Genomic DNA, 26055 nt, shown 5'->3' on the forward strand with positions numbered 1-26055 from the left:
ATTGTTAATTAAATAATTCTCATTCAAATCTTGATTTTGCTTTATTTTCTAGTGATTTCTTAAAATTTGTTAGGAATATTTCTGAAAAATGAGCTTTAAAAAGTTTTTTTGTTATGCAGGAAAGGTGCTCTAAAATAGGAGCTAACATTAAGTTAAGCATAGGGTAAACTAAGTAACCTTTTCGTAATTAAAGCTTAAATAGCCAAATTCAATTCTACTGCATATCGCAATTATTTTTGCAAAAAATATTTCAAAAACCACTAATAATTGCACCTATGAAAACAAAGTTATTTTTCTTAAGTATAATGATTTCGCTTTACGGAAGTTTATCATTGTACTCACAAACTACTATTCCCGGAGATTCTATAGTCTACGGACCGATGTTTAGCCCTGTTTATAATAATTCTGTACGCGTTTGGGTACTTACAAAAAGCAATACCAATACCAACAATTCTTTAGAACTTTCATTCACAAATGATAACTCCCCCGCAACAGAAATTAGCGGTACGGTTTATAACAGCGATACGCGTTTAGGGTATAACTTGAGATCGTATGAATTTACCGGTTTAACCCAAGGCGATACGTATACCGCAAAATTACTTGCCGATAATTCGCCTGTAAATGATAGGGTGACTTCTATAAAAAATGCTCAAAATACAATCGATGATTTTGAATTTTTATCAGGTGGCTGCGGAAGAATTTACGATTTAAGCAGATGTATAGATCAGCCGGAATCCACATTTCATTTTAACGGGAGCCCAACAATGTTTAATAAAATGGCAGAAGAAGGAAGCGATATGATGATTTGGTTAGGAGACGCTACTTATTTATTAGGTCTTCAGCACGCGATGGGTCAATGTCCAAACGGAGAAGATGACTGGGCAAATAAAGACAATGCTTTTAGTCGTTACGTTTTTCAAAGAAATTATCATGACAGTTTAACCGTTGCCATGCCGCAATTAGCAATTACAGACAACCACGATTTAGGTCCGAATGAATTCGATAAAAATATGCCTACAATTGATGAGATGCGTGATATTTTTATGGATTGGTGGCCAAATCCGGAATATAAAAGTACGCCAGAAGGACAAGGTTTGTATTCTTCATACAAATATAAAGATGTTGAATTTTTCTTATTAGATAACCGTAGTTATAGAGATGGAACACAACAACATTTAGGACCCGATCAATTAGCTTGGTTGAAAAATGAATTAGCGAATTCTACCGCAAATTTTAAAGTTTTAATTAACGGAACTCCTTCGTTTGAAAATAATTGCGGCGGAAGAAATTTCTGTAACACCTCTCAAGCAGATGAATTGATAGATTACATCAAACAAAATAATATTAATGGCGTAATTTCTTTTAGTGCAGATATTCACGAACAAAAATTTATGGTTCGCGACGGTGATGTAAATTATCCATTAATCGATGTGCTTTCCGGAAATTTAAATTCAGATGTGGGTAACGGAAATTACAATATTAATTACGGAACCAGCCACATTCTTACCGGTGTAAAACAAACCTATCTTCGTGTAAATGTTTATGGAGATGAAGACGATCGTAGAATGAAAGTAGAATATGTTGGATTAGACGGGAATCCTTATTTTGAAGAAATTATTCATCAAGACATGTTAACCAGCCAAAATTCTGATGCGCATAATTTAGCTTTACCGATAGATAATTCAGTTGAAGATACTTCACTTTATAATCATACCGTAAATGCCAGTAATTTTACATTAGAAGAAGATAGAAATGGAGAGGCAAATTCAGCTATCCGTTTTTCAAGTAATACAAGTTTAGAGATTCCTTCAGCACAAAGTTTGAAACTACATGATAAATCATTTTCATTAACCTATTGGGTAAAACCGGAAAGTCTTAACCAAAACATCACTTTTTTATCTAATGAAGAGAATAATAAAGGATTTTCATTAGGAGTTTCAGACTTGGGTTATTTTTATTACTTAAATCATAGCACGCAAGAATTTAAAGTGAGTGAATTTCAGTTTTCGCCAAATAAATGGTCTTTCATCGTTTGGAAATATGATAATGTAAAGCGCGTTTTATCACTTTATTATAACGGATTTTTAATTGAAAGTTGGAATGATGTAGCTTCTTCAGAAGAATCTTTAGATGCTATAAAAATAGGAGATAATCTTGACGGACTTTTAGATAATGTAAATCTATATGCGCGACTAATTTCTGATGAAGAAATCTTGCAGGAAGCTGAGGTTGTTTCTTCAAGAGGAGAAGTATTAAAAATGCCGGGAAGTCAAAATATGGCAATTGAAGGAACAATGTTGAACCCAATTTTAGCTGAAGACTTTACAATTCAATTTTGGGCGAAATTAAATGCAGATCCTGGCAATAACTATAAAATTTTAGCAAGTAACGGTCGAATTAATAATAACACTACCGGTTTATCTTTTGAGTTTCCCGATAGCAATAAATTAAACATCGTTGCAGGAACAAATACTTCTAATTGGAATGCGATTTCAAACCAAGGTGATGTATGGAATATAGGCGAATGGAATCACGTTACGGTTACAGCAACTAAAAACGGCTTCATAAAGTATTATTTAAACGGAGAATTTGTCGCAGAAAATTCATTCGAGCAATATGTTCCAAATCCTTGGGGCTTAGGGATTGGCGATAGTCCTTCTTACGGAAGTGATGTAAATGCTGAAATCGATGAATTAAGAATCTGGAAACGCGCGTTAACTCCAGCAGAAATTCAAGAAAATATGCATTATCCACTTACGGGAACCGAAGCAGATTTAGCGCTCTATTATGACTTTGAAATTTCAACCGTAGATACTTCAATTTTATTCAGCAAAGGAACTGAAACCTATGATATTACGTTAGACGGTGGAAGTTTAATAGCGGCAACTTCTCCGGTTTGTGAGCTTGAAGATGATTTTAAAACTAAAGTCATCGGGCAGTGGAGTAAAAATAATACAGTAGAAAATAACGGTTTAGCACCTACGAACGCAATTTCAAGTTACATAAATAATTTAGTTATTGGTAAAAACGCGAATACTGAAACAGATTTAGTTCCTGGAGATTATACCGATTTTAATTACTTAAAAGGCGGTTGGCAAATGAGTCCGCTAAATCTTCCATTTGCATCTTTTAAAATAAATTTAGAAGACGCTTTAACTGATTATGCTACAATTCTCGCAAATTATCAAGATTTTTATTTATTAAAAAGGGAGAATCTTACAGACGATTTTGAAATTGCAGCCCAAGGAACATTAAACGGAAACGAAGTTTCTTTTAATAATATAGATGTTGAAGAAGGTTTTTATTATTTAGCTTGGGGAGATACTTCTCTTTCTACTGAATTGAAACAATTAAATTCAGTAAAACTTTTTCCTAATCCAACTTCTGGAAACGTTACAATTCAAGGACTAGATAATTCAAAAAATATTTCTTTTGAAGTTTACGATGTACTGGGTAGAAAATATAATATTAAATCAACTACCAAAAACGACACTCAGGTAAGCATAGATTTATCAGCTGCTTTATCCAATAACAGTTTACTCATCATAAAGGTAAAACAAGAGGATAGAATGAAAATTTTTAAAGTGATTCGTTCTAATTAATAATTTTTCAAACTCTAATAAAAAGGCAGGAAATATTTCCTGCCTTTTTTTATTATTCGGTTTTTGGCTTCAAAAATGCAACAGTAAAAAATTAACGAAGTCTTTCTGAAAACAAAAAACCCCGATCGTAAGATCGAGGTTTTGCGGTGGTGCCTCCAGGAATCGAACCAGGGACACAAGGATTTTCAGTCCTTTGCTCTACCAACTGAGCTAAGGCACCAGTGCTATAAAGCGGTTGCAAATATATATTCATTTTTACAATTGCACAAACAAAAATAAAAAAAATGCGTTATTTGTATGCTGAAATAAATAATTCTAACAATGAATTTAGTTATCGATATCGGAAATACTTTTATTAAACTTGCTGTTTTTCAGAAAGATGAAATTGTTAGTCGTGCCGTTTTTGAAGATGAAAAATTGATGGAAAAAATTCAAGAAATTTTAAAAACACATAAAATTGAGCACGGAATTATTTCGAGTGTAAAAACTATTCCAGCAGACGAATTAGCATTTTTAAGAAAAAATATCAATTTAATAATATTAGATCATACACTTTCTTTTCCTTTTTTAAATTTATATGAAACACCAGAAACGCTAGGAAAAGACCGACTAGCATTGGCAGCCGCTGCGGTAAAACTTTTTCCAAATAAAAATATATTAATTATAGATGCAGGCACTTGCATAACCTATGATTTTTTAGAAAATAATAAATATCACGGCGGAGCGATTTCCCCGGGAATAGAAATGCGATTTAAAGCAATGCATAATTTTACCGCAAAACTCCCGTTAATTAAGACAACTGATGAAAATGAAACAGAATTAACCGGCAAGACTACAAGGCAAAACATGAAAATAGGAGTCTTGAAAGGAGTTCCGCTAGAAATAGATGGTTTTATTGATCTTTACAAGCAAGATTATAAAGATTTAACAGTAATTTTGACCGGTGGTGACAGCGAATTGTTGTCTAAGAGTTTAAAAAATAGCATATTTGCCCCCGAAAATTTTCTGTTAAAAGGATTGAATACGATTTTAGAATTTAATAAAATTTGATGATTAAAAAACTAGTAGTAATAGCTGTTCTATTGTGTTCAGTTGTTGGAAACGCGCAAGAAATTATTTCCTCACCCTATTCTTATTTCGGAATTGGTTTGCCCAAATTTAAAGGAACCGCAGAAAATAGAATGATGGGAGGTTTAAGTATCCTTTCAGACAGTATTCACGTAAACCTGCAAAATCCTGCTGGTTATGGAGCATTGCAATTAACCACCTATACGTTAGGAGCAACGCACAATAGAACTTCAATTGAAAATAGCACTTCAAGTGATGACATTACCAATACATCCTTAGATTACTTAGCTATCGGAATTCCTACAGGAAGATTAGGTTTTGGTTTAGGGATTATTCCTTATACTTCTGTTGGTTATAAGTTAAGTGAAGAAACCACAACTACTTATAGCGAATATTCAGGTAGAGGTGGCGTGAATAAATTATTTCTTTCAGCAGGTTATCGCGTAACCGATAATTTTAGAGTCGGAATTGAAGGAAGCTATAACTTCGGAAATATTCAAAATAAAAATCTCTTTTTTCAGCAAGGAATTCAATACGGAACAAGAGAAGATAACCGCTCCGATTTAAGTGGATTTACCTTTAATTTAGGAGCGCAATATGAGCAACCCATTTCAGAAAAACTTCAATTAACCTCTTCAGCTAGTTATCGCCCATCGGCAAATCTAACTTCAGAAAATAAACGAATACTTTCTTCTGTAAGATATAACAATGGAATTGAAGAAGAAATAAATATAAAAGATATAGACATTCCTACTACCGATTTAACCTTGCCTTCTCAATTAAGAGTTGGAGCCGGTATCGGTGAAAAAAGACATTGGTTTGCTGGTTTAGAATATCAGCAAATTACGGCTAGCGATTATTCAAATCGTTCGTTTACGCTGGATAATGTTACGTTTGAAAATGCTGCAACCTATCGACTTGGTGGTTATTATGTAAACGATTATAACGATATTACAAGTTATTTTAATCGCATTACTTTTCGAGCAGGAATGCGCTATCAAGAGACGGGGATTGTCCTCAATAATGAAGAGATAAATGAGTTTGGCATATCTTTTGGAGCTGGATTACCGGCGGGAAGATTGTTAAGCAATGTCAATGTTGGTGTAGAGTACGGACAAAGAGGTACAACTTCAGCAGGATTAGTGCAAGAAGACTTCCTAAATATTTTTATCAGTTTATCATTTAACGATAAATGGTTTCAAGAAAGAAAGTTTAACTAATTTATTTATAAAATCAACTATGAAAACTAACTTTTTATTAATAGCGCTTATTGGAGCTTTTTTCAGCACAAATTTGAGTAATGCTCAAGAGGCAGATTGTGGGAGAAATCTTGCTTTGTTTTCTCAAAGTGCGAAAATAAAAGATTATAAATCTGCTCAACCTTACTATAATAAACTTATTGAAAATTGTGAGGACTCTAATATTGTAATCTACCAATATGGAGAGCGTATGCTAAAAAGCTTTATTGAAGATGCTGAAGAAGCTGGAAATACTGAAAAGCAGAAAGAATACGCACAAGCATTAATAGAAAATTACCAAAAACGATTAGAAAATTTTCCTACAAAAACTCCAAAAGGAGGAGTTTATGCAGATATCGCTCAAGTAAAATACGATAACAATCTTGGCGATAAGGAAGAGCAATATGATGCTTTTGAAAAAGCGTGGGAAGCCGATAAAAAATCCTTTAACAGTCCGCGAGCTTTATATACCTATTTTAATGTGTTGATCGATCTTCAAGATGCTGGGAAAAAAGATCTTCAAGTGGTATTTATGAAGTATGATGAATTAATCGAAAAAATTGAAGAAGAAGAGATTCGTCGTGCCGAAGAAGCTGCACCATTAATCAAAAAACAAGAAGATGGTGATAAATTAAATTCAGATGAAGAACGCATTTTGAAAAACTCTGAAATTTACTTAACCAATTTCAGTAAAATTAAAGCCGGAATTAACGGATTGTTAGGACAACGTGCAGATTGCGAAAATTTAATTCCACTCTATAACGGTGAGTTTGAAGAAAACAAAGAAAACGTTGAATGGTTAAAAAGAGCCGCTGGTAGACTTTCAGCTAAAGATTGTACAGAAGATCCATTATTCTTTAAGTTAGTAGAAGCGTTGCACCAAAAACAACCTTCAGCAAAATCAGCTTTATATTTAGGTCAGCTTGCTGAAAAAGATAACAACTATTCTAAAGCCTTAGAATATTACAATCAATCGGCAGATTTAGAAGAAAATCCAATCGACAAAGCGAGAGTTTACAATATGATCGCGAATAATTACAAGAGAAAAGGAAGTTATTCAACTGCGAGAAGTTTTTATAGAAAAGCTTTAAGCAGTCAACCTTCTAAAGGAAGCGCCTATTTGCAAATTGCAGATATGTATGCAAAAAGCGCTAACGATTGTGGAGATAATGTTTTCAATAAGAGAGCCGTATATTGGTTAGCGGCAGAATATGCACGTAGAGCAGGAAGAGTAGATCCATCAATTCAGTCTTCAGCAGATGCTGCTGTAAATAGTTATATGGGAAGAGCTCCACAAAAAACCGATATTTTCCAAGAAGATGTAGAGGTTGGTTCAACAATTAATATTGGTTGTTGGATAGGTGAAAGCGTTCGCGTACCTTCGTTATAATTTATGAATAACACATATCAACATATTTTAAAAAGCATTGTTGTTTTATTGCTAACAACAATGCTTTTTTCATGCCAAGATCGTTTAAACACCGTTAGAAAATGGGAAAAAGGTTTCGAAAAACCGCAAACTAGCGGAGAAGGTATTAATCTTTTTTATACTGATAGTGGCGCGGTAAAAGCAAATTTACGAAGTCCAAGATTATTAGATTATACACATAAAAAATTTCCTTATCGCGAATTCCCCGACGGATTAGAGGTAGATTTCTTCAACGAAAAAAATCAGAAAAGTACCATCGTAGCAGATTATGGAATTGTATATTCAACTACCGGTTTAATAGATTTACAAGGGAATGTAAAAATTACAACTAGCGATAGTACGGTTTTAAACGCAGACCAATTGTATTGGGATCAAAATGAAAATTGGGTTTTTTCAGACATAAACTATAATATTAAATTGAATAACGGCGCTTTAAATAAAGGCGAAGGTTTTGATGCTAATGAAAAATTTGATAAATTTATTTCAAGATCAAACGTAGGTATTCAATACATCGATGAAAGTGAAAAATAATGAAAGTTTTTAAAATTTTTGAATACGCATATCTTGTAGTCGCTGCTTTTTTTGCAGTAGAAGCTTATAGAATTTGGGACGAATCGCAAGGAAGAGCTTATATTTTTATGGCATTTGTAGCGGTTGCTATTTTTATGTTTTTCTTTAAACGACGGTTTAGGAAAAAGATGGAGCAAAATAATCAGGAATAATGGAGGTTGATATAATTATTATCATTTGTTCTCTTATCTTGTCAGCGTTTTTCTCCGGGATGGAAATCGCTTACGTATCTTCCAATAAAATCCACATTGAAATTGAAAAAAAGCAAGGCGATTTTCTTGCTAAAATTTTAGATAAACTTACCCGAAAACCTTCTAAATTTATTGCCACAATGCTTGTAGGTAACAATATTGCACTTGTTATTTACGGGTTTTTTATGGGCGATTTGTTGGTAAATTGGCTTACCGGAATGGGTTCCATCGACAATAGTTTTATTAATTATTGGGTTACCGATGGGTTAATTCTTACCCAAACCTTAATTTCTACGCTTATTATTTTACTAACGGCAGAATTTCTCCCAAAAGTTTTTTTTCAGATTTATGCCAACTCTTTACTGAAAGCTTTTGCCGTTCCGGCCTATATTTTCTATTTACTTTTCAGTTTTATTTCCGCATTTATTATCTGGATTTCAGATTTAGTACTCAAAGTATTTTTTAAAACCGAAGGAGACGAAGTTCAACTCGCTTTTAGTAAAGTTGAATTAGGAAATTACATTACCGAACAAATGGAAACGGTAGAAGAACACGAAGACATCGATTCTGAAATACAAATTTTTAAAAACGCATTAGATTTTTCTGAAGTGAAATCGCGTGAAGTCATGATTCCTAGAACCGAAATTATTGCGGTCGATAGTTCAGAATCACCAAAAAATTTAGTGCATTTATTTACCGAAACCGGACTTTCAAAAATTCTGGTTTATAAAGAAACCAACGACGATATTATTGGTTATGTACATTCATTCGATTTATTCAGAAATCCGAAAACTATTAAATCGATTATGCTTCCGGTGGTTTATGTTCCCGAAACCATGCTCATTAAAGATGTGCTGAATTTGCTTACCAAAAAGCGAAAAAGTATCGCAGTGGTAATCGACGAATACGGTGGAACCAGCGGAATGATGACCGTAGAAGATATCGTAGAAGAATTATTTGGTGAAATTGAAGACGAACACGACCCGATTGTATTAATTGAAGAAGAAATAAGCCCAGGAAAATACCGTTTTTCCGGTCGAGTGGAAGTAGATTATATTAATGAAAATTATAAATTAAACCTTCCTGAAGAAGAAAACTACGAAACGCTTGGAGGTTTAATTATGCATCATACCGAAGAAATTCCCGAACAAGGCGGTCAAGTTCACATTAACGGTTTTAAGATTGAAATTCTAGAAGTTTCCAACACCAAAATTGAATTGGTGCAAATTGAAGTTGTCGAAGAAGATTAAGTTTTCTATAAACTTCAATTTTAATTGTTAACTTGTTTTTTATGAGAAGATTATTTCTAGTATCATTTTTTTTATTTATTTCCAGTTCTTTTGTATTCGCTCAAGACACTATACTTTTTTACGTAAAAAATTCCCAGCAAGAATTCATTAAAAACTATAAAATAAAATTTAATTTTTATCAAAAAGGCGATAGCTTAACTTATTACAGTAATAAGAAGGCAGACATATATCTGCCTTCTCAATTGTATAAAAAAGCCGATTCCATTAAAGCGTCCTATTCATTTTATGAAATAAAACTTACTGAAGAAAACTTTGCAAATAATACTATTTATTTAAATCAAGATTTAGCGATTGATGAAGTTGTATTAAGTGTAAAAGAAAAAGAACAACATCAAATAGGACCCCATAAAACACCTTTTTTTTTTAATAATCTTGGTTTTTATTGTGATTGCCAAATTTTAATCTCCTTTAAAAATAATCAAATAAATGATTTTAAGAATATTAAAGGGATGCGGTTCGCTTTTAAAAACGGTTTTCCATTTAATATTAGTGGGGGAAAACGAATAGAGGTTTTACTAATTGGTTTTAATACCTATAGTGTTATCCCGAAAAAAAACAATTTGCTAACAGAACGTATTATTTATAAAATCCCTAAAAAATTTGGGAAATGGGAGAATGTAGATCTGTCTGATAAAGTTAAACCAAACTTAGAAGAATATGAATATATTGCTTTTGGCTTTAAAGTGATAGATTGGGGGATAAGAGTTAAAATGGATCATAAAAAAAATCATCCAAACCTCTACTTGTTACATGAAGATTATTATAATGAGGGTATGTATGATATAGATCAAGATTTAGAAACATTGCCTTTAATGCAATTAATTTATGAGCAATAATTCTAACCGCTTTTTAATAAGCGGTTTTCTTTTAAAATAGTTTTATAATTTAAGGATTTATCTTATTTTCGCCCACTATATTTAGATAAATTCAAATAAAATGGCAGTATTAAATAAAATTAGAGAACGTTCAGTTTTTTTAATTATCATTATCGCGTTAGCGTTATTCTCTTTCGTGTTAGCAGATGTGATTAGAAGTGGCGGTTTTTCCTCACAAAAATCTCAAAATGTTATCGCCACTGTAAATGGTGAAGAAATTGAGCGCGAAGATTTTGCACGTCAAGTTGAAAACTATCAACGTAACGCACGTGGAAATATGACCACTACACAAGCCGTAAATCAAGTCTGGAATTCCAGCGTTCGTCAAGCTTTATTAAACGAGCAATTTGAAGAATTAGGCTTAGAAGTAGGTCAAGAACAAATTAATGCTGTATTAAGACAACAATTTGCCGGAAATCCTAATTTCACTAATGAAGCCGGAATGTTCGACATTAACAGAATGCGAGAATATATTGCCAATTTAAAATCTACTTCTCCAGAAGCGTATCGCCAATGGATTAATGTTGAAGAAAATATAGCGGAACAAGCCAAAGCAAATATTTATTATAATTTAGTAAAAGCCGGTGTTGGTGCTACTTTAGCTGAAGGTGAAGCGGCTTACCAATTAGAAAATAACACCATCGATCTTAAATATGTATTACTTCCGTACAGTTCTATAAAAGATGTAGAAGTTACAAAAGGTGAAGTAAAAGAATACATTAAGAATCATAAAGAAAAATACCAAGCTGAAGAATCAAGAGACATTCAGTATGTATATTTTGAAGAAAAAGCTTCCGTAGAAGACGAAGAAGCGACAAAAGAAGAATTAAACAAATTAATGAATAGTCGTGTTAGTTACAACGAAGTTTCTAAAATGAACGACACCTTGCAAGGCTTCAAAAACACATCAGATATGCAAGCCTTTTTAGTTGAAAATTCAGATATGCCATCGCAAGAGCGTTTTGTTTTTAAAAGTGACTTGCCAAAAGAAAATTCAGAACAAATTTTCAATTTAAATGAAGGGGAAACTTTTGGTCCGTATAAAGAAAACGGATTCTGGAAAGTTTCTAAAGTAACTGCCGTAAAACAAGTAGCTGATTCTGTAAAAGCAAAAGACATTTTAATCACTTTCGCAGATGCGGGAGTCGACCAAGAAGTTACCAGAACAAAAGAAGAAGCAAAACAATTAGCCGATAGCTTATTAACTGTAATCAAAAAAGACGCTGATAAATTCGCAGAATTTGCAAAAGAATATTCAGCCGATACTTCTACCAAAGAAAAAGGAGGCGATTTAGATTGGATTATGTACAATCAAGTCAACCAAGATAATGAAGTAATCAACTATTTATTTAGCAACGAAGAAGGAAGTAAAGATGTAGTGGAAAGTGAAATGGGTTATTACATTTTTTCAATTGAAGAAGTAACCGAGAAAGAACGCGCTGTAAAAGTAGCGACGTTAGCAAAACAAATCGAACCTTCAGAAAAAACTACAAGCGATTTATATACTGAAACTACTAAATTTGAAATCGCTGCAAACGATGGAGATTTCACTAAAATCGCTGAAGAGAAAAATCTTGAAGCACGTCCGGTAAAAGGCGTAAAAAGCATGCAAGAAAATATTCCTGGTGTAGGAAATCAACGTCAGATCGTGCAATGGGCATTTAACGAAGAAACTGAAGTTGGAAACATTAAACGTTTCGACATTCCTTCTGGTTACGTTGTAGCGCAAGTTACTGCCAAGAATAAAAAAGGATTAATGAGTGTTGAAGAAGCTTCTCCAATTGTTTCGCCAATTATTAGAAACGAGAAGAAAGCGAAAATGCTTAAAGAAAAAATCTCAGGAAATTCGTTAGCTGAAATTGCTCAGAGTCAAAATGTACAAGTACAAACAGCAAGTGCGGTAAATATGAAAAACCCAACCTTGCCTGGAGCTACAAGAGAGCCAAAAGTAGTTGGTGCAGCTTTTTCACTTGAAAAAGGAGCGGTAAGCGAACCAATTGAAGGGAAAAAAGGAGTTTATGTAGTAGAATTGCTTCGTAAAACAGAAGCGACACCTTTACCAAACTATCGCGGAATTGCAGAACAGGAAACAAAACAACGTTCAGCAAAAGCGGTTCAACGTTTAACTTCAGCCTTAAAAAATAGCGCTGATATCGAAGATAATCGCGTAAAATTCTACTAGAAAATAATATAGCATATAAAAAAAGCGACTCGTAAAGGAGTCGCTTTTTTTTGATTAGTTTGAAACTATAAAACCATTTCTTCCCAAGATAAAATCGTTGAAAAGCCTTTTTCTTGAAAATAAGTTTGTTCTTTCTTTCCGCCGGTGGCTAAAATAAAATCGCCGCCCCAACCGCCAAGACTTTTTAATTGCCTGTTGTAATCAGTAAAAAGTTGTTCTTGAATTGTTGGTGTATTTAAAATTTTAGAAAGCAATTGTTCGTGCGTTTTTAATAAATTTTCAAATTCCGATAGGGTTTTGCTTGCTAAAATTTCTTCCGTAAGTAACGAGACTTTTTTTACATATTCTTTTTTATCAGTTAAACTTTGTTTTCGATAATGTTGAATAGAATCTCGGCTATTTTGCTTTTTGTTTAAATGAACAAAAAATAATTCTGAAGAAAATTCTGGAGAAAAATTTACTTCTTTTACCAGCGGCTTTTCATCTTTCAATTCAAAAAGTAAAGGCGTTTTGTGTTGCGCGCAAGCAATATCGTAACCACTTCCCCCAAAAGTCTGTTTCAGTAGTTTATACGGATCAATTTTAGCCCATTCGGCTAGATTTGCAATTAAGGTTGAAGATGAACCCAAACCCCAATGTTGCGGAAATTCTAATTTCGTTTCAAGTTTAATTCCGTTTTGCAGAAAATCAGGTTGAAGTTTTTCAATTTCCTGTAAAATTTTCAATAATCGATCAGCAATCGATTTTTCACCAGTAACCAGATTTTTTAGTTGAATGGAATTATTTTCAATTTTAAATTCCGCTTCAAACCAAATTTTATCGGTATTTGTTCTACTTATCCAAGAAAAATGTGACAAATTAGTTTTGCTAATAGTTAAATGCTGACCGAATTTTGTGGGAACCGCCAAGGCTTTTGCGCCGTCTAATACCAAATATTCGCCGCTTAATAATAATTTTCCCGGACTGTAAAAATGTTTATCCATTCCGAAGTTGTTCTAAAACGCGTACTACCGCGCTATGAGAAACAGTATTTGATTTAAAATGCTCGATTACGTGCGATCGTTCTTCTATAGAAGCATTAAATTGATTTAAAATATTCATTAAGTGCATTTTCATATGTCCTTCTTGAATTCCCGTGGTCACAAGCGATTTAATAGCAGCGAAATTTTGTGCAAGTCCGGCAACAGCTGTAATTTTCATCAATTCTTTAGCTGAAGGATTTCCTAACATTTCCAGCGCGAGTTTTACTAATGGATGTAAACTCGTTAATCCGCCAACGGTTCCTAAAGCTAGTGGAATTTCAATTGAAAATTTAAAAATTCCATTTTCTATCGAAGCTGTGGTTAAACTTTTATAAGTGCCATTTCGCGAAGCGTGCGCGTGAACACAAGCTTCAACAGCTCTAAAATCGTTTCCGGTAGCAAGCACAACTGCATCGACTCCGTTCATAATTCCTTTGTTATGTGTAACAGCTCGGTAAGGCTCAATTTTAGCAATTTCAACTGCTTCCACAAACTTTTCAGCAAATTGATTGGCTTCTTTTTCGTCTTTCATCAAATCGCTCACAGGACAAGAAACTTCGGCGCGCACCAAACAATCGGGAACATAATTAGAGAGAATACTCATAATTACTTCCGGATTATTTTCTTCTGAAAAATGTGCTGAAGCTAAATCTTGAAAGCTTTCAGAAATTTGTTCTAAGCAAGAATTTATAAAATTTGCGCCCATCGCATCTAAAGTTTCAAACTCGCAATGCAATTGGTAATAATTGGCTAAAGAATCGGTTTTGTCTCGCAGTTGAATAGATAAAATTCCACCGCCGCGTTTGCGCATATTTTCGGTAATTTCATCGGTAGAAGCTAACAATTGTTTTTTCGATTTTTCAAAAAACTCGTTTAATTTTTTAGTCTCTCCAGGATAAGTGAAATGAACTTGACCGACTTTTTTCGTATTTAAAACTTCAGCTTTAAATCCGCCACGTTCGCGCCAAAATTTAGCAGCTTTGCTTGCCGCGGCAATTACAGAACTTTCTTCAATCGCCATTGGGATTGCGTAGGTTTTTTCATTAATTAAAAAATTGGGTGCAACGCCAAATGGTAAATAATAATTCGAAAGCGTATTTTCGGTAAATTCATCGTGTAAACGCTGTAATTTTACATCTTTGTTCCAATAAAGTTTGAGGGTTTCTGTAGCTTTTTGCGGATGGCTGAAATAGTTAGTAGCGAGCCAATTAATTTTTTCTTCTTTGCTGAATTTAGAAAAACCGGAAATTTGCGTCATGTTCGATGAAATCTTATGTTTGGTGACAAATATACAATTACTGGAATTGATTTACTATAGAATTTGCGGAAGTGAATCGAGAAAAGATTAACAAAATCTTAGTATTTAACACCTCGGCTACTGCTTTTTTGCTGATTTTTTAGTAAACTTGACATTCAAAATTTGATTTTCCAATATTTATGAAACTTAAAATAATTGCCTTAGCTGTTTTTCTAACAGCTACTAATCTCTTAACTGCTCAAAATAAAGAAATTACACTAGAAGAAATTTGGAGTGGAACCTTTCGACAAGAGCGCTTAGAATCTTTACAATCGCTAAAAAACGGAACCGAATATATTGTACAAAATTACGATCGTAGTGAAAAAGCGATGAAGGTTGATGTTTATAGTTATAAAACCGGTGACAAGGTAAGAACACTTATTAATTCTAAAAATATTGATGGTTTGCCTTATTTTCAGGCTTATCAATTAAGTGAAGATGAAAGTAAAGCATTGCTTTCTACCGATATGGAATCGATTTACCGTAGATCTACACGCGGAATTTATTATGTATATAATTTGGAAACTGGAAAATTAGATCAAGTTTCCGAAGAAAAAATTCAAGAACCTACGTTTTCTCCCGATGCATCAAAAGTTGCTTATGTATTCGAAAATAATATTTATGTCAAAAATATTGCGAGCGGAAAAGTAACGCAAATTACCACAGATGGAAAAATTAATAAAATTATAAACGGGATTACCGATTGGGTTTACGAAGAAGAATTTGCTTTTGTACAAGCATATGAGTGGAATAAAACCGGAGATAAAATAGCTTATTTACGTTTCGATGAAACTCAAGTCCCTGAATTTTCTATGGATATGTACGGAACTTACGGCGAGCAATTATATCCCTCGCAATATGTGTTTAAATATCCAAAAGCTGGTGAAAAAAACTCTGAGATAAGTTTACATATTTACAATTTACAAACAGAAAAAACTTCAGAAGTTGATTTCAAAAATGATTATGAATATTTGCCTAGAATTAAATGGACGAATAATGAAAATTTGTTGAGTGTTCAAGCGTTAAATCGTCATCAAAATAATTTAGACTTAATTATTGTAAATGCTGAAGAAAATAGCAGCAATATAATTTTAAATGAAACCGATCCAGCTTATATCGATATTACCGATAACTTAACATTTTTAAATGATAATAGTTTTATTTGGACGAGTGAAAAAGATGGTTGGAATCATATTTATCATTATGATAAAAATGGAAAATTATTAGATCAAGTAACGCGCGGTCAATGGGAAGTGACCGATTATTATGGCTTCGACCCGAAAACCGGTAGAATTTATTTTCAGAGTACCGAAAATGGAAGCATAAATCGTGATATATTTTCAATTAGAGCCAACGGAAAAAATAAAGCGCAATTAACTCAAAAACGAGGGACAAATAGTGCAGACTTTAGTGCTGACTTCACTTACTTTATAAATACTTATACAAGTTCTACCACTCCTTACGAATTTACTTTGCACGACGCTAGAAACGGAAAATTAGTACGAGAAATTAAAGATAATTCAGCTCTGTTAAAGCAATTAGAACCTTATAACTTTTCAAAAAAAGAAATTTCTTCCATTAATATCAATGGAAATGAATTGAATATGTGGATAATTAAACCGGCTAATTTCGATCCGAATAAAAAATATCCGCTTTTAATGTATCAATATTCAGGACCGGGATCACAAGAAGTTTCCAATTCATTTTTTAACACCAATGATTATTGGTATCAATTATTAGCGCAACAAGGTTACATTATAGCTTGTATTGACGGTCGCGGAACAGGTTTTAAAGGTTCAGAATTTAAAAAAGTTACGCAGAAAGAATTAGGGAAATATGAGTTAGAAGATCAAGTGGCCGCCGCTAAAAAATTAGGTGATCGAGATTATATAGATTCAGAAAGAATAGGAATTTGGGGCTGGAGTTTTGGTGGCTTTATGGCTTCTAATGCAATTTTTCAGGCTAATGATACTTTTAGTATGGCAATTGCTGTGGCACCGGTTACGAGTTGGCGTTTTTATGATACCATTTATACTGAGCGTTATATGACAACACCCCAAGAAAATCCAACAGGATATGATGAAAATTCTCCAATTACACACGTAAACGGATTAAAAGGTGATTTTTTACTAATTCATGGCGGTGGAGATGATAATGTTCACGTACAAAATACCATGCAAATGGTAGAGGCGTTAATTCAAGCGAATAAACAATTTGATTGGGCAATTTACCCTGATAAAAATCATGGAATTTATGGTGGAAATACCAGACTTCACCTTTACACGAAAATGACCAACTTCATTAAAGAAAACTTATAGAAATAATATGGCATCTACAGCGCAACTTCAAAATCAAAAGCAATTATTCGGGCATCCTATAGGATTGTATATCCTATTTTTTACCGAGATGTGGGAACGTTTTTCCTACTACGGGATGCGAGCTTTATTAGTTCTTTATATGACAACTTCCACGTTAGGAACCGATCCTCGCGGAATTGGTTTAGGATGGTCTGAAGAACACGCTTTAGAACTCTACGGCTGGTACACGATGTTGGTGTATGTGCTTTCCATTCCCGGCGGAATGATTGCCGATAAATTATTAGGGCAGAAAAAATCTGTATTAATTGGTGCGCTCATTTTATGTGCCGGTCACGGTGTTTTGGCTATTGAAGATTTATGGGCATTTTATACCGGTTTGGGATTAGTGGTATTAGGCGTTGGAATGTTAAAACCAAACATTTCTACTATGGTTGGTGGTTTGTATGCGCAAGGCGATATCCGTCGTGATAAAGGATTTAGTGTTTTCTATATCGGAATTAATTTAGGCTCTTTGCTAGCAACATTATTAGTCGGGTTTGTAGTAGCAGAATGGGGTTGGCACGCAGGTTTTGCTATGGCTGGAGTAGCAATGCTTTTAGGTTTAATCGTTTATTTAGCTGGATACAAACATTTAAAATACGTAGGGAATTTGGATAAATCTGATACAGAAGCTTCAGATGAAGTTTCCTATGGAAAATTATATGCTGAATTATTTAAATCTCCTAAGCAATTAATTATTGCTTTACTGTTAGTGGTTGCATCATTCATTGGTTGGTATTATTTAGAATGGGGTTATGGTTTATTATTCTTATTCTTAACCTCTATCGTTGCATTAATGATGATGATTTACAAAGAATTAAACACACAAGTTTATAAAGATCGATTTATAGTATTACTCTTGTCATTTATTATGGTGATTATTTTCTGGGGTGCTTTTGAGCAAGCCGGTGGATTAATGAATTTATACACCGATTCTAAAACGGATAGAAACTTATTTGGTTGGACCGTTCCAACTATGATGTTCCAGAGTTTAAATGCCGGTTTCATTATTATTTTCGCCACAATAGTAGCGAATTATTGGGCAAAGCGAAAACTAAAAGGAAAAGAAGCTTCTTCCATTTTCAAAATGGCATCAGGTATTATAATTATGGGCTTTGGTTTCTTATTTATGGTTTTTGCCGCAATGGAATTTCAAAAATCAGGTAGTTCAAGTATGCTTTGGTTAGTATTAGCTTATTTATTCCACACAATTGGGGAATTATGCCTTTCACCGGTAGCACTTTCTTTTATTACAAAATTAGCACCGGTAAAATATGCTTCGTTAATGATGGGTATCTATTTTGCCGCCACCGGTTTAGGAAGTAAAGTAGCCGGAATTGTAGGAGAGTCCGCTTCAGATTTTGGTGAATATTCAGTTTTCCTCGGAATTTTAATTTTCACTATTGTAATTGGAATAATCTTCGTTTTATTAACTAAACCCTTAAAACGACTTACGCACGGTGCTGAAGATAACGAGCGCAAACTGCAAGACGTTCAAGATAACGAACCATACGAATTAGAAGAAAACGTTTAAATTTTTATAAGAATAAAATGGCATCAATAACATCTACCGAACACGATAATTTATTTAAAAGTAAAGTTTTAGGTCATCCCGCCGGGCTATTTGTATTATTTTTCACAGAAATGTGGGAGCGTTTTTCATTCTACGGAATGCGCGTTTTATTAGTCAACTTTCTTACGATGGCAATTGTAGGAGTAGATTTTCCAGGTTGGGGTTGGTCTACCGAAAATGCAGGAGCTTTATATGGAACCTACGCGGGAATGCTATATTTAACACCCATCTTAGGAGGAATTATCGCCGATAGATTAATCGGTTATCGTTGGGCTGTAGTAGTTGGAGCGGTTTTAATGACGCTAGGTCATGCGGCTATGGCTGTAGAAACCGAAATTATGTTATATGTAGGCTTAGGATTTTTAATTCTTGGTACAGGTTTTTTCAAACCCAACATTACTTCTATTATTTCTGAAATGTATAAATACCTTCCGGAAAAGAAAGATGGTGCGTATACCATATTTTATATGGGTGTAAATGCGGGGGCTTTCTTCGGAATGATGTTATGTGGATATTTAGCTGAAAAATTAGGTTGGAGCTGGGGCTTTGGTCTTGCTGGAATTTTTATGCTTTTAGGAACACTTCAGTTTTGGTTAGCGAAACCGCTTTTCGGAAAAATAGGCGGTGTTCCTGAGAAAGGGAGAGAAGTTGAAATTTCTGAAGAAGAAAAGAAAGACTACAAACCAAATCCTTTTACGATGTTCGATAAAATACTAATTATCGTAAGTGCCGTAATAGGATTTTTATATTTAATAAACGACCCGACTTCAAAAATAGGAGATGTAAATCTTCTTCCTGAAAAAATGCCATTTGAACTTGGTGCAGATTCTATTACGGGACCTATCGGTATTGCTATAATTGGATTAGTATTATTTTTGATTTTAATTGTTTCAAGAATTTCGCGTTATACAAAAGTTGTACGTGACCGAATGATTGCAGTCGTAATTTTCGCATTTTTTACGGTAATTTTCTTTTTGTGTTTTGAGCAAGCTGCTTCATCTTTAGTCCTTTTTGCAAGAGATTATGTAGACCGAACGCTTGAAGGAAATTCCGCTTTAATTTACAATATCATTAATACTTTACTTACGGTAATTCCGCTAGGAATAATTACATGGGTTTTAATTCTGTTATGGAAACAAACTCATAAGAAAGTTTTAGGCTCTAATATTGTTTTAATGGTTTGCTTTTTAGGAGTTTGGGGGTTAGTGATTTGGATGTTAGCTCGTGAATTTTCTTCAGATTCTATTGAAATTACCGTTTCATGGTTTAGTATTCTAAACTCTTTCTTCATTATCACATTTGCTTCCATGTTTTCAAAATGGTGGGAAAGTAAATACAATCCTTCTGCAGCTTTAAAATATGGAATTGGTCTTGTACTTGTTGGAGTAGGATTCGCGTTTTTGGCCTATGGTTCAGACGGTATTAATCCTGGTGTAAAAGTGAGTATGATTTGGCTAATTCTAGCATATTTATTCCACACATTGGGAGAGCTTTGTTTATCACCTGTAGGACTTTCCTATGTTAGTAAATTAGTTCCTGCGCGAATGATCGCGTTAATGTTTGGAATGTGGTATTTAGCCATCGCTATCGGAAATAAATTAGCCGGTTCCCTAGGAGGAATGGTAGATCAAATTAAAGAAGAATACAATTTGTCTACTTTCTTTTTAATCTTTACCATAATTCCTGTGGTAGCAGGAATTATAGTAGCGGTTTTAAATCCGTTACTGAAAAAGTTAATGCACGGCGTAAAATAAGCTTTAGGGTTTAATTAAAGCTTTGGAATGCTTTTTGATAATTATTTATTATGAAAAAACAACTGATTTTTTTTATAGCTATCCTTTTATCTGTAGGAGTTTCCGCACAGAAAATTAATTGGATGACTATGAACGAAGCCTTAGAAGCGCAAAAAGAAAATCCAAAAAAGATTTTTGTAGATGTTTATACCGAATGGTGTGGCCCGTGCAAATTACTGGATAAAAACACTTTTCAAAATGAAGATGTAGCAAAATACATCAATAAACATTTTTATGCGGTAAAATTTAATGCGGAAGGAACCGAAGAAGTGACTTACAAAGATTTTACCTATACAAATCCTAATCATAAAGCGAATAAGAAAGGCAGAAACAGTCAGCATTTATTTGCCCATGCATTAAAAATTAGAGCTTATCCGAGTATGGTTTTCTTCGATGAAGAATCAGAAATAATCTCGCCGGTAACCGGTTATCATACGCCAAAGCAATTGGAAATTTATTTGAAGATGATTGCTAATGATGATTACAAAGACTTAACCACACAAGAAGCGTGGAAAGAATATCAAAATAATTTCAAAAATACTTTTAGTAACAATTGATGTTGAAAATGTGCTAAGATGTTCAATAATCAAGAGTGAAAGCTCCCTTTTTACCTGTATAGTGAAAAGGGACTTTTTTTTGCGCACAGGTTTCGCTCCATCTTTTTACATAGCTATGGTAATTGCTGCCATCAACTATAATTTTTTTTGGTTGAAGTTTATTGAGAACGCGTACTAAATTTATTTTAGGAGAATCGTTTAGCAACACATAATCTACAGAGGCGGAAGAAGGCAAGTCAAAAATTCCGTTTTGGTCAATAATTAGCAATGAATTTCCGTAGAAATTATACCAATTTTTTAGGGTGTCTTCTGTAGAAATTTTTTGAAGCGGAATATTATTTTCGAGGTTTTCTACAATTCTTGGAGCTTTTATTTTACCAATAGAATCTGAATAAAATTTATAAGTCGATTGTTCCTGAAAGCCGAGTAAAGTCCCTTTTGAAATATGAAAAACAGTGAAAGATTGATTTTCTTTTTCTTGTTGATGCGAAAAAATATAATAAAGCTGAAAAGAAATGAACAATATTAATAAGGAAACTACCAATCTTTTCTTTTTCATTCGTAAAGTAAAAAACAACGTGATTAATAGGGCATAACCAAAAATTACATACGGTACCGGAAAATAAATATGTTCAATAAGAAAAGCTTTTTGGCTAGCAACCCAATTGATTATAAAAAGTAATTGATGAAGAATAAATTGATAAATTTCTCTCACTAAATCGGGTAGAAAATTAACCGAACTCAGAAAAATAATCAATAACCCTAAGCCTAAAATTATACCTAAAGCTGGGACAACTAAAATATTAGTAAGAAAAAACAAACCCGGAAATTGATGAAAATAATAAATACTTAACGGGAAAACACCTAATTGTGCAGCAAAAGTAACACTCGCAATGTTTCCAAAAAACCGAATAATTTTGTGCGTATGTTTAAAGGGTCTAAAAAAGTAAGGCTGAAAACAAATAATTGCTAAAACCGCGCAATAACTTAATTGAAATCCAACTTCAAATAGCAAATTCGGATTAATCAATAATAAAATTAAAGCAGAAAGACAGAGCATTGTTAATGTTCCTGTTCTTCGTTTTAGTAATAAACCAATACTTAAACACGAAAACATAGTGACAGCTCGCAAAACAGAAGGTGTGAAACCAACGAGAAACGCGTAACTCCACAGTAAACTAATAATTATAAAAGCACTAAAATATTTTCCGAAACGAAATTTCCGAAGTGGATAAAAAATATAATAAAGCAGCCCAAGCAAAATTCCAATATGCAATCCAGAAACTGCCAAAATATGAACCACGCCGGCTTCAGTAAATTTTTCATAGGTTTCATTTGCTAAAGCATTTTTATTGCCTAGTAAAAGCGCTTGCATTAAATGAATTTCTTTCGGTTTAAATCCATTTTTAGATAGTGAAACTTCTAACGTCTTTTTCAGCTTAGCAGCTTTGGTATAAAAGTTAGCTTGATGGTCAATTTTTAGTATTCTTTGTGGCGAAATAGTGATTTGTCGATAAATTCCGCGATTCATCATAAATTTTTTATAGCTGAATTGATACGGGTTTTTAGCAGAATAAATGCTTTCTAAACTATCACGAAGTAAAATTTCATCGCCAACTTTTGCATAATTTGGTAAGGTGTCATTTTCAAGACTTAGTAAAATTTTCCCTTCACTTTTTACCGAATCAATTTGAGTAATTTCAGCTATATAATTATCGAAAAAATGATTTTCGTTGAGTTTTTCTTCAATTACTACACGAAAATTTGCTTTATTTTTTTCATAATTTAAGTAATGATTTTTTGTGTTTTCAGGTTGATGAAGTTGAAAACAAAACATTCCCAAAACTATAAAGACTAATAAAGCGAAGATGGAGAAAAAGGAATCTTGAAACCATAAAAATCGTGCTCTTCCGTAAAGGAAAATAAAGAGTGAAAAACTCACTATCCAGACATAAATCGGCAAATCTGTTACTATAAAATACTTGCCAAAAACAATACCGATACAAAAAGAAATAGTAAGTAAGAGTACGGGATTATTCCATAACCTCATTGTATAAAGTTACAGAAAATAATAAGAACTTAAAAAATACGACGCGCCATGACAAAGGCTTTATTCCAATACGGATTGTTTAATGACGAAACAATTACGCCGCTAGAAGTTGTAGAATGAATAAAATTAACTTCACCGGGAACCAGTTGTACCACCAAACCTACGTGATTAATTACTCTTCTACTTTTATTAGTTTGAAAAAAAAGCAAATCGCCAACGTTAATTTCATTTACACGTAATCTTCTTCCTTCTTTAGACATTGCACGAGAAGTTCTTGGTAGCTGAATGTTTTCTTCCTGAAAAGAAACATAAATTAAACCTGAACAATCCATTCCTTTTCTGGTCGTTCCGCCGTATTTGTATTTTGTTCCTTCAAAAGTTAAAGCATAATCAGCAACTTTACTCGCCGCCGGAACAGGATCATATCTATACGAGGAACTTTTTTTAACGCCTGAAGAATTCCGTTTGGAAGCTCCACAGGAAACAAGAGAAATAGCTAAAATTAAAAGGAAAAGGATTTTTTTCATAGGTTGGTTTTCTTTTCTAACGAATTTTATTGACAATTAATTGTGCGGTTTTTTCACTGGCGCCACTTCCGCCGAGTTTTTGCGCTAATAAATCATATTCTTGAAGTAGTTTTTTTCGGTTTTCTTCATTTAAAATATTCCGCAGCGATTGCTCTAAATTTTTCGCGTTAAATTCATGCTGAATTAATTCTTTCACGACTTCTTTGTCCATAATTAAATTTACCAGCGAAATATAATCCAGATTTATAATTCGTTTTGCGATTTCATAAGAAATAGTACTTCCTTTATAACAAACCACTTCTGGAACTTTAAAAAGAGCGGTTTCTAGGGTCGCGGTTCCTGAAGTTACCAAAGCTGCGGTGGCGACACTCAGTAAATCGTAGGTTTTGTTCATACTCAAAAAGACATTCTTTTTATGCAAATAAGGTTCATAAAAAGAGCGATCTTGACTTGGCGCTCCAGCAATCACAAATTGATAATCAGGAAATTTTTCAACCATTTTTAGCATGGTTTTCAACATTTTACTGATTTCTTGTTTCCGGCTTCCGGGGAGTAACGCGATAATCGGTTTTTGTGAAAGTTTATTTTCGCTTATAAATTCTTGAAAACTAATATCTTTTCGTTGTTGAATAGCATCTAGTAATGGATGACCTACAAAATGAACAGGAAAATCGTGTTTTTTCTCGTAAAAATCTTTTTCAAACGGAAGGATTACGTAAAGTTCATCTACATCACGTTTTATGGCTTTTATTCTGTTTTCTTTCCACGCCCAAATTTGTGGTGAAATATAATAATGCGTTTTAAAACCTTCGGTTCGAGCCCATTTTGCGATCCTAAAATTGAAACCAGGATAGTCAATAAAAATAATTACATCAGGTTTGTATTTAGCGATATCTTTTTTACAGAATTTAATATTATTCAGAATAGTTTTTAAGTTCACAGCAACCTCAACAAACCCCATAAATGCTAATTCGCGGTAATGTTTTACTAAAGTTCCGCCAACTTGCTGCATTAAATCGCCTCCCCAAAATCTAAAATCGGCTTCAGGATCTTCTTTCTGTAAAGCTTTCATTAGATTTGCCGCGTGTAAATCTCCCGATGCTTCGCCTGCGATTAAGTAATATTTCATTTGAATTTATTTAAAACTATCTATCGTAATAAAAATTATGGCAATAGCTACAATTAAAGTTGCTAGCAAAACGCCGCGACTCCTGTAAATTTGCTTTTTCTTGAGGAAAACAAAAAAAGGTAAAAAATTTAAAATTGCGCCTAATGATAATAAATGACCCAAACGGTCTTCACGTCTTGCCAGTTCTAGGGTTTTTGAAAAATCGTATTCAGAAAATGCGGTGATATATAAAAATAAACCCCCGCAAGTAGATAAAATTCCTATTAAAAAACCGATAAGTATTTCTTTCTTAATCATTTAAATTCCAAGTGTTTAATTCTTTAATGGCGTGATGAGCGGTAAGATCGAATTGAACGGGAACTACAGAAACAAAACCTTCTTTTAACGCCCATTCATCGGTATCTTCGCCTTTATCTTCATTTATAAATTCTCCGGTTAACCAATAATAATCTCTTCCTTGCGGATTGGTGCGTTTATCAAATTCTTCTACCCAATGTGCTTTGGCTTGTCGGCAAACTTTAATTCCTTTAATCTCTTTTGCTGAAAGTTTAGGAATATTTACGTTTAGAACAACTCCACTAGGAAGTCCGTTTTCTAACACATTTTTCGTGATTTGCTTTACGAATTTAGAAGTCGGTTCAAAATCTGCAGTAAGCGAATAATCTAAAAGAGAAAAACCAATCGCGGGAATTCCTTCTGTTCCTGCTTCTACGGCGGCGCTCATCGTTCCTGAATAAATTACGTTAATAGAAGAATTCGAGCCGTGATTAATTCCGCTCACACAAAGGTCGGGTTTTCGATGTAAAATTTCTTGTTTTGCAATTTTTACACAATCTGCCGGTGTTCCCGAGCAACTAAATTCTTGGTGTTTTTCGGTTGCTTTTAACTTTACAGGGTCACAATAAAGATTGTCATTTATGGTAATCGCATGTCCCATTCCGCTTTGCGGACTATCGGGAGCGACCACAACAACATCGCCCAATTGTTTCATGATTTTTATTAAATGCCGAATTCCCGGAGCTGTAATTCCATCGTCATTAGTCACTAAAATGAGCGGTTTCTTTTTTGCCATAGTTTCTTTTTTTAACGCCACTAAAATACATATTTAAAAGCTCAAAATAAGGCTGTATATTTTTTCTTCTGAAAACTGACCGCATTATGCTTATTTTATGAAATTAGGTTTAAAAAAAATACTATTTTTAAGCTTTGCTAGTTTTTCTCTATGTTAATAGAAGAATTCAAACATAAAAGGTTGGCATAATTTTTAATGTATGTAAGTGAATGA

At 33.5% G+C, this 26055-nt stretch carries 20 protein-coding genes and 1 tRNA gene; 13 read left to right on the plus strand and 8 right to left on the minus strand.

The window, feature by feature from the left end; translation table 11 throughout:
• Window positions 1-275 precede the first annotated feature (275 nt).
• Window positions 276-3602 (plus strand): LamG-like jellyroll fold domain-containing protein, encoded by a 3327-nt coding sequence (locus ACFFGL_RS10515; protein WP_309726245.1) that lies wholly within the window; start codon window positions 276-278, stop codon window positions 3600-3602.
• Between the two features lie 147 nt (window positions 3603-3749).
• Here ACFFGL_RS10515 and ACFFGL_RS10520 read toward each other — a convergent pair.
• Window positions 3750-3822 (minus strand) — tRNA-Phe (locus ACFFGL_RS10520).
• Window positions 3823-3923: 101 nt separating this feature from the next.
• On the opposite strand from ACFFGL_RS10520, the gene ACFFGL_RS10525 reads away from it, so the two are divergent.
• From ACFFGL_RS10525 to ACFFGL_RS10560, 8 genes are all read left to right on the plus strand, one after another.
• On the plus strand, window positions 3924-4652 hold the full coding sequence (locus tag ACFFGL_RS10525) for a type III pantothenate kinase (RefSeq protein WP_309726243.1): 729 nt from the start codon (window positions 3924-3926) through the stop codon (window positions 4650-4652).
• Window positions 4652-5890, plus strand: coding sequence for an OmpP1/FadL family transporter (locus ACFFGL_RS10530; protein WP_309726241.1), 1239 nt, complete (start codon window positions 4652-4654; stop codon window positions 5888-5890). The genes ACFFGL_RS10525 and ACFFGL_RS10530 overlap by 1 nt, the downstream gene beginning before the upstream one ends.
• Before the next feature lie 19 nt (window positions 5891-5909).
• Window positions 5910-7298, plus strand: coding sequence for a hypothetical protein (locus tag ACFFGL_RS10535; protein ID WP_309726238.1), 1389 nt, complete (start codon window positions 5910-5912; stop codon window positions 7296-7298).
• Window positions 7299-7301: 3 nt separating this feature from the next.
• Window positions 7302-7868 (plus strand): LPS export ABC transporter periplasmic protein LptC, encoded by a 567-nt coding sequence (gene lptC, locus ACFFGL_RS10540; RefSeq protein WP_309726237.1) that lies wholly within the window; start codon window positions 7302-7304, stop codon window positions 7866-7868.
• Complete coding sequence (locus ACFFGL_RS10545) at window positions 7868-8059, plus strand: hypothetical protein (RefSeq protein WP_309726235.1); 192 nt, start codon at window positions 7868-7870, stop codon at window positions 8057-8059. Before lptC ends, ACFFGL_RS10545 begins: the two co-directional genes overlap by 1 nt.
• Complete coding sequence (locus ACFFGL_RS10550; protein WP_309726233.1) at window positions 8059-9348, plus strand: hemolysin family protein; 1290 nt, start codon at window positions 8059-8061, stop codon at window positions 9346-9348. The genes ACFFGL_RS10545 and ACFFGL_RS10550 overlap by 1 nt, the downstream gene beginning before the upstream one ends.
• 41 nt (window positions 9349-9389) lie before the next feature.
• Window positions 9390-10244 carry a hypothetical protein gene (locus tag ACFFGL_RS10555; RefSeq protein ID WP_309726231.1) on the plus strand — a complete coding sequence of 285 codons (855 nt, stop codon included), beginning with the start codon at window positions 9390-9392 and terminating at the stop codon, window positions 10242-10244.
• A 100-nt stretch (window positions 10245-10344) separates the two neighbouring features.
• Entirely contained in the window at window positions 10345-12465 is a 2121-nt protein-coding gene (locus ACFFGL_RS10560) for a SurA N-terminal domain-containing protein (protein WP_309726229.1), read from the plus strand.
• Between the two features lie 65 nt (window positions 12466-12530).
• On the opposite strand, the gene ACFFGL_RS10565 is transcribed toward ACFFGL_RS10560, so the two are convergent.
• Entirely contained in the window at window positions 12531-13448 is a 918-nt protein-coding gene (locus tag ACFFGL_RS10565) for a GYDIA family GHMP kinase (RefSeq protein ID WP_309726227.1), read from the minus strand.
• Complete coding sequence (locus tag ACFFGL_RS10570; RefSeq protein ID WP_309726225.1) at window positions 13441-14745, minus strand: hydroxymethylglutaryl-CoA reductase, degradative; 1305 nt, start codon at window positions 14743-14745, stop codon at window positions 13441-13443. Before ACFFGL_RS10570 ends, ACFFGL_RS10565 begins: the two co-directional genes overlap by 8 nt.
• Before the next feature lie 179 nt (window positions 14746-14924).
• Here ACFFGL_RS10570 and ACFFGL_RS10575 point away from each other — a divergent pair, with 179 nt between their 5' ends.
• From ACFFGL_RS10575 to ACFFGL_RS10590, 4 genes are read left to right on the plus strand one after another with little or no spacing between them, the layout of a single operon-like run.
• Window positions 14925-17102, plus strand: a complete 2178-nt coding sequence (locus ACFFGL_RS10575) for a S9 family peptidase (RefSeq protein ID WP_309726223.1) — start codon at window positions 14925-14927, stop codon at window positions 17100-17102.
• Window positions 17103-17109: 7 nt separating this feature from the next.
• Window positions 17110-18675 carry a peptide MFS transporter gene (locus ACFFGL_RS10580; protein ID WP_309726221.1) on the plus strand — a complete coding sequence of 522 codons (1566 nt, stop codon included), beginning with the start codon at window positions 17110-17112 and terminating at the stop codon, window positions 18673-18675.
• A gap of 17 nt (window positions 18676-18692) precedes the next feature.
• On the plus strand, window positions 18693-20468 hold the full coding sequence (locus ACFFGL_RS10585) for a peptide MFS transporter (protein ID WP_309726219.1): 1776 nt from the start codon (window positions 18693-18695) through the stop codon (window positions 20466-20468).
• Window positions 20469-20518: 50 nt separating this feature from the next.
• Window positions 20519-21064 (plus strand): thioredoxin family protein, encoded by a 546-nt coding sequence (locus tag ACFFGL_RS10590; RefSeq protein WP_309726217.1) that lies wholly within the window; start codon window positions 20519-20521, stop codon window positions 21062-21064.
• Between the two features lie 22 nt (window positions 21065-21086).
• Here ACFFGL_RS10590 and ACFFGL_RS10595 read toward each other — a convergent pair whose 3' ends face one another.
• The 5 genes from ACFFGL_RS10595 to surE are packed head-to-tail and all read right to left on the minus strand — an operon-like array spanning window position 21087 to window position 25842.
• Entirely contained in the window at window positions 21087-23114 is a 2028-nt protein-coding gene (locus ACFFGL_RS10595) for a ComEC/Rec2 family competence protein (protein ID WP_309726215.1), read from the minus strand.
• Between the two features lie 29 nt (window positions 23115-23143).
• Window positions 23144-23641 carry a C40 family peptidase gene (locus tag ACFFGL_RS10600; RefSeq protein WP_309726213.1) on the minus strand — a complete coding sequence of 166 codons (498 nt, stop codon included), beginning with the start codon at window positions 23639-23641 and terminating at the stop codon, window positions 23144-23146.
• 16 nt (window positions 23642-23657) lie between these two features.
• The gene (gene lpxB, locus ACFFGL_RS10605) at window positions 23658-24770 is read right to left on the minus strand and encodes a lipid-A-disaccharide synthase (protein WP_309726211.1); all 1113 of its coding nucleotides are present in this window, start codon (window positions 24768-24770) and stop codon (window positions 23658-23660) included.
• Between the two features lie 6 nt (window positions 24771-24776).
• The gene (locus tag ACFFGL_RS10610; RefSeq protein ID WP_309726208.1) at window positions 24777-25067 is read right to left on the minus strand and encodes a hypothetical protein; all 291 of its coding nucleotides are present in this window, start codon (window positions 25065-25067) and stop codon (window positions 24777-24779) included.
• Window positions 25060-25842, minus strand: a complete 783-nt coding sequence (gene surE / locus ACFFGL_RS10615) for a 5'/3'-nucleotidase SurE (protein ID WP_309726207.1) — start codon at window positions 25840-25842, stop codon at window positions 25060-25062. Before surE ends, ACFFGL_RS10610 begins: the two co-directional genes overlap by 8 nt.
• Window positions 25843-26055 lie beyond the last annotated feature (213 nt).

Origin of the sequence: Mesonia maritima, from assembly GCF_042433895.1 — a bacterium.
GTDB lineage: Bacteria > Bacteroidota > Bacteroidia > Flavobacteriales > Flavobacteriaceae > Mesonia > Mesonia maritima.

Coding starts and splice junctions, on each gene's coding strand:
- ACFFGL_RS10610 (WP_309726208.1), bottom strand. CDS start 25,067: ATGATTAAGAAAGAAATACTTATCGGTTTTTTAATAGGAATTTTATCT.
- ACFFGL_RS10525 (WP_309726243.1), top strand. CDS start 3,924: ATGAATTTAGTTATCGATATCGGAAATACTTTTATTAAACTTGCTGTT.
- ACFFGL_RS10550 (WP_309726233.1), top strand. CDS start 8,059: ATGGAGGTTGATATAATTATTATCATTTGTTCTCTTATCTTGTCAGCG.
- ACFFGL_RS10590 (WP_309726217.1), top strand. CDS start 20,519: ATGAAAAAACAACTGATTTTTTTTATAGCTATCCTTTTATCTGTAGGA.
- ACFFGL_RS10575 (WP_309726223.1), top strand. CDS start 14,925: ATGAAACTTAAAATAATTGCCTTAGCTGTTTTTCTAACAGCTACTAAT.
- ACFFGL_RS10600 (WP_309726213.1), bottom strand. CDS start 23,641: ATGAAAAAAATCCTTTTCCTTTTAATTTTAGCTATTTCTCTTGTTTCC.
- ACFFGL_RS10545 (WP_309726235.1), top strand. CDS start 7,868: ATGAAAGTTTTTAAAATTTTTGAATACGCATATCTTGTAGTCGCTGCT.
- lptC (WP_309726237.1), top strand. CDS start 7,302: ATGAATAACACATATCAACATATTTTAAAAAGCATTGTTGTTTTATTG.
- ACFFGL_RS10565 (WP_309726227.1), bottom strand. CDS start 13,448: ATGGATAAACATTTTTACAGTCCGGGAAAATTATTATTAAGCGGCGAA.
- ACFFGL_RS10535 (WP_309726238.1), top strand. CDS start 5,910: ATGAAAACTAACTTTTTATTAATAGCGCTTATTGGAGCTTTTTTCAGC.
- ACFFGL_RS10560 (WP_309726229.1), top strand. CDS start 10,345: ATGGCAGTATTAAATAAAATTAGAGAACGTTCAGTTTTTTTAATTATC.
- ACFFGL_RS10570 (WP_309726225.1), bottom strand. CDS start 14,745: ATGACGCAAATTTCCGGTTTTTCTAAATTCAGCAAAGAAGAAAAAATT.
- surE (WP_309726207.1), bottom strand. CDS start 25,842: ATGGCAAAAAAGAAACCGCTCATTTTAGTGACTAATGACGATGGAATT.
- ACFFGL_RS10580 (WP_309726221.1), top strand. CDS start 17,110: ATGGCATCTACAGCGCAACTTCAAAATCAAAAGCAATTATTCGGGCAT.
- ACFFGL_RS10595 (WP_309726215.1), bottom strand. CDS start 23,114: ATGAGGTTATGGAATAATCCCGTACTCTTACTTACTATTTCTTTTTGT.
- ACFFGL_RS10585 (WP_309726219.1), top strand. CDS start 18,693: ATGGCATCAATAACATCTACCGAACACGATAATTTATTTAAAAGTAAA.
- ACFFGL_RS10530 (WP_309726241.1), top strand. CDS start 4,652: ATGATTAAAAAACTAGTAGTAATAGCTGTTCTATTGTGTTCAGTTGTT.
- ACFFGL_RS10515 (WP_309726245.1), top strand. CDS start 276: ATGAAAACAAAGTTATTTTTCTTAAGTATAATGATTTCGCTTTACGGA.
- ACFFGL_RS10555 (WP_309726231.1), top strand. CDS start 9,390: ATGAGAAGATTATTTCTAGTATCATTTTTTTTATTTATTTCCAGTTCT.
- lpxB (WP_309726211.1), bottom strand. CDS start 24,770: ATGAAATATTACTTAATCGCAGGCGAAGCATCGGGAGATTTACACGCG.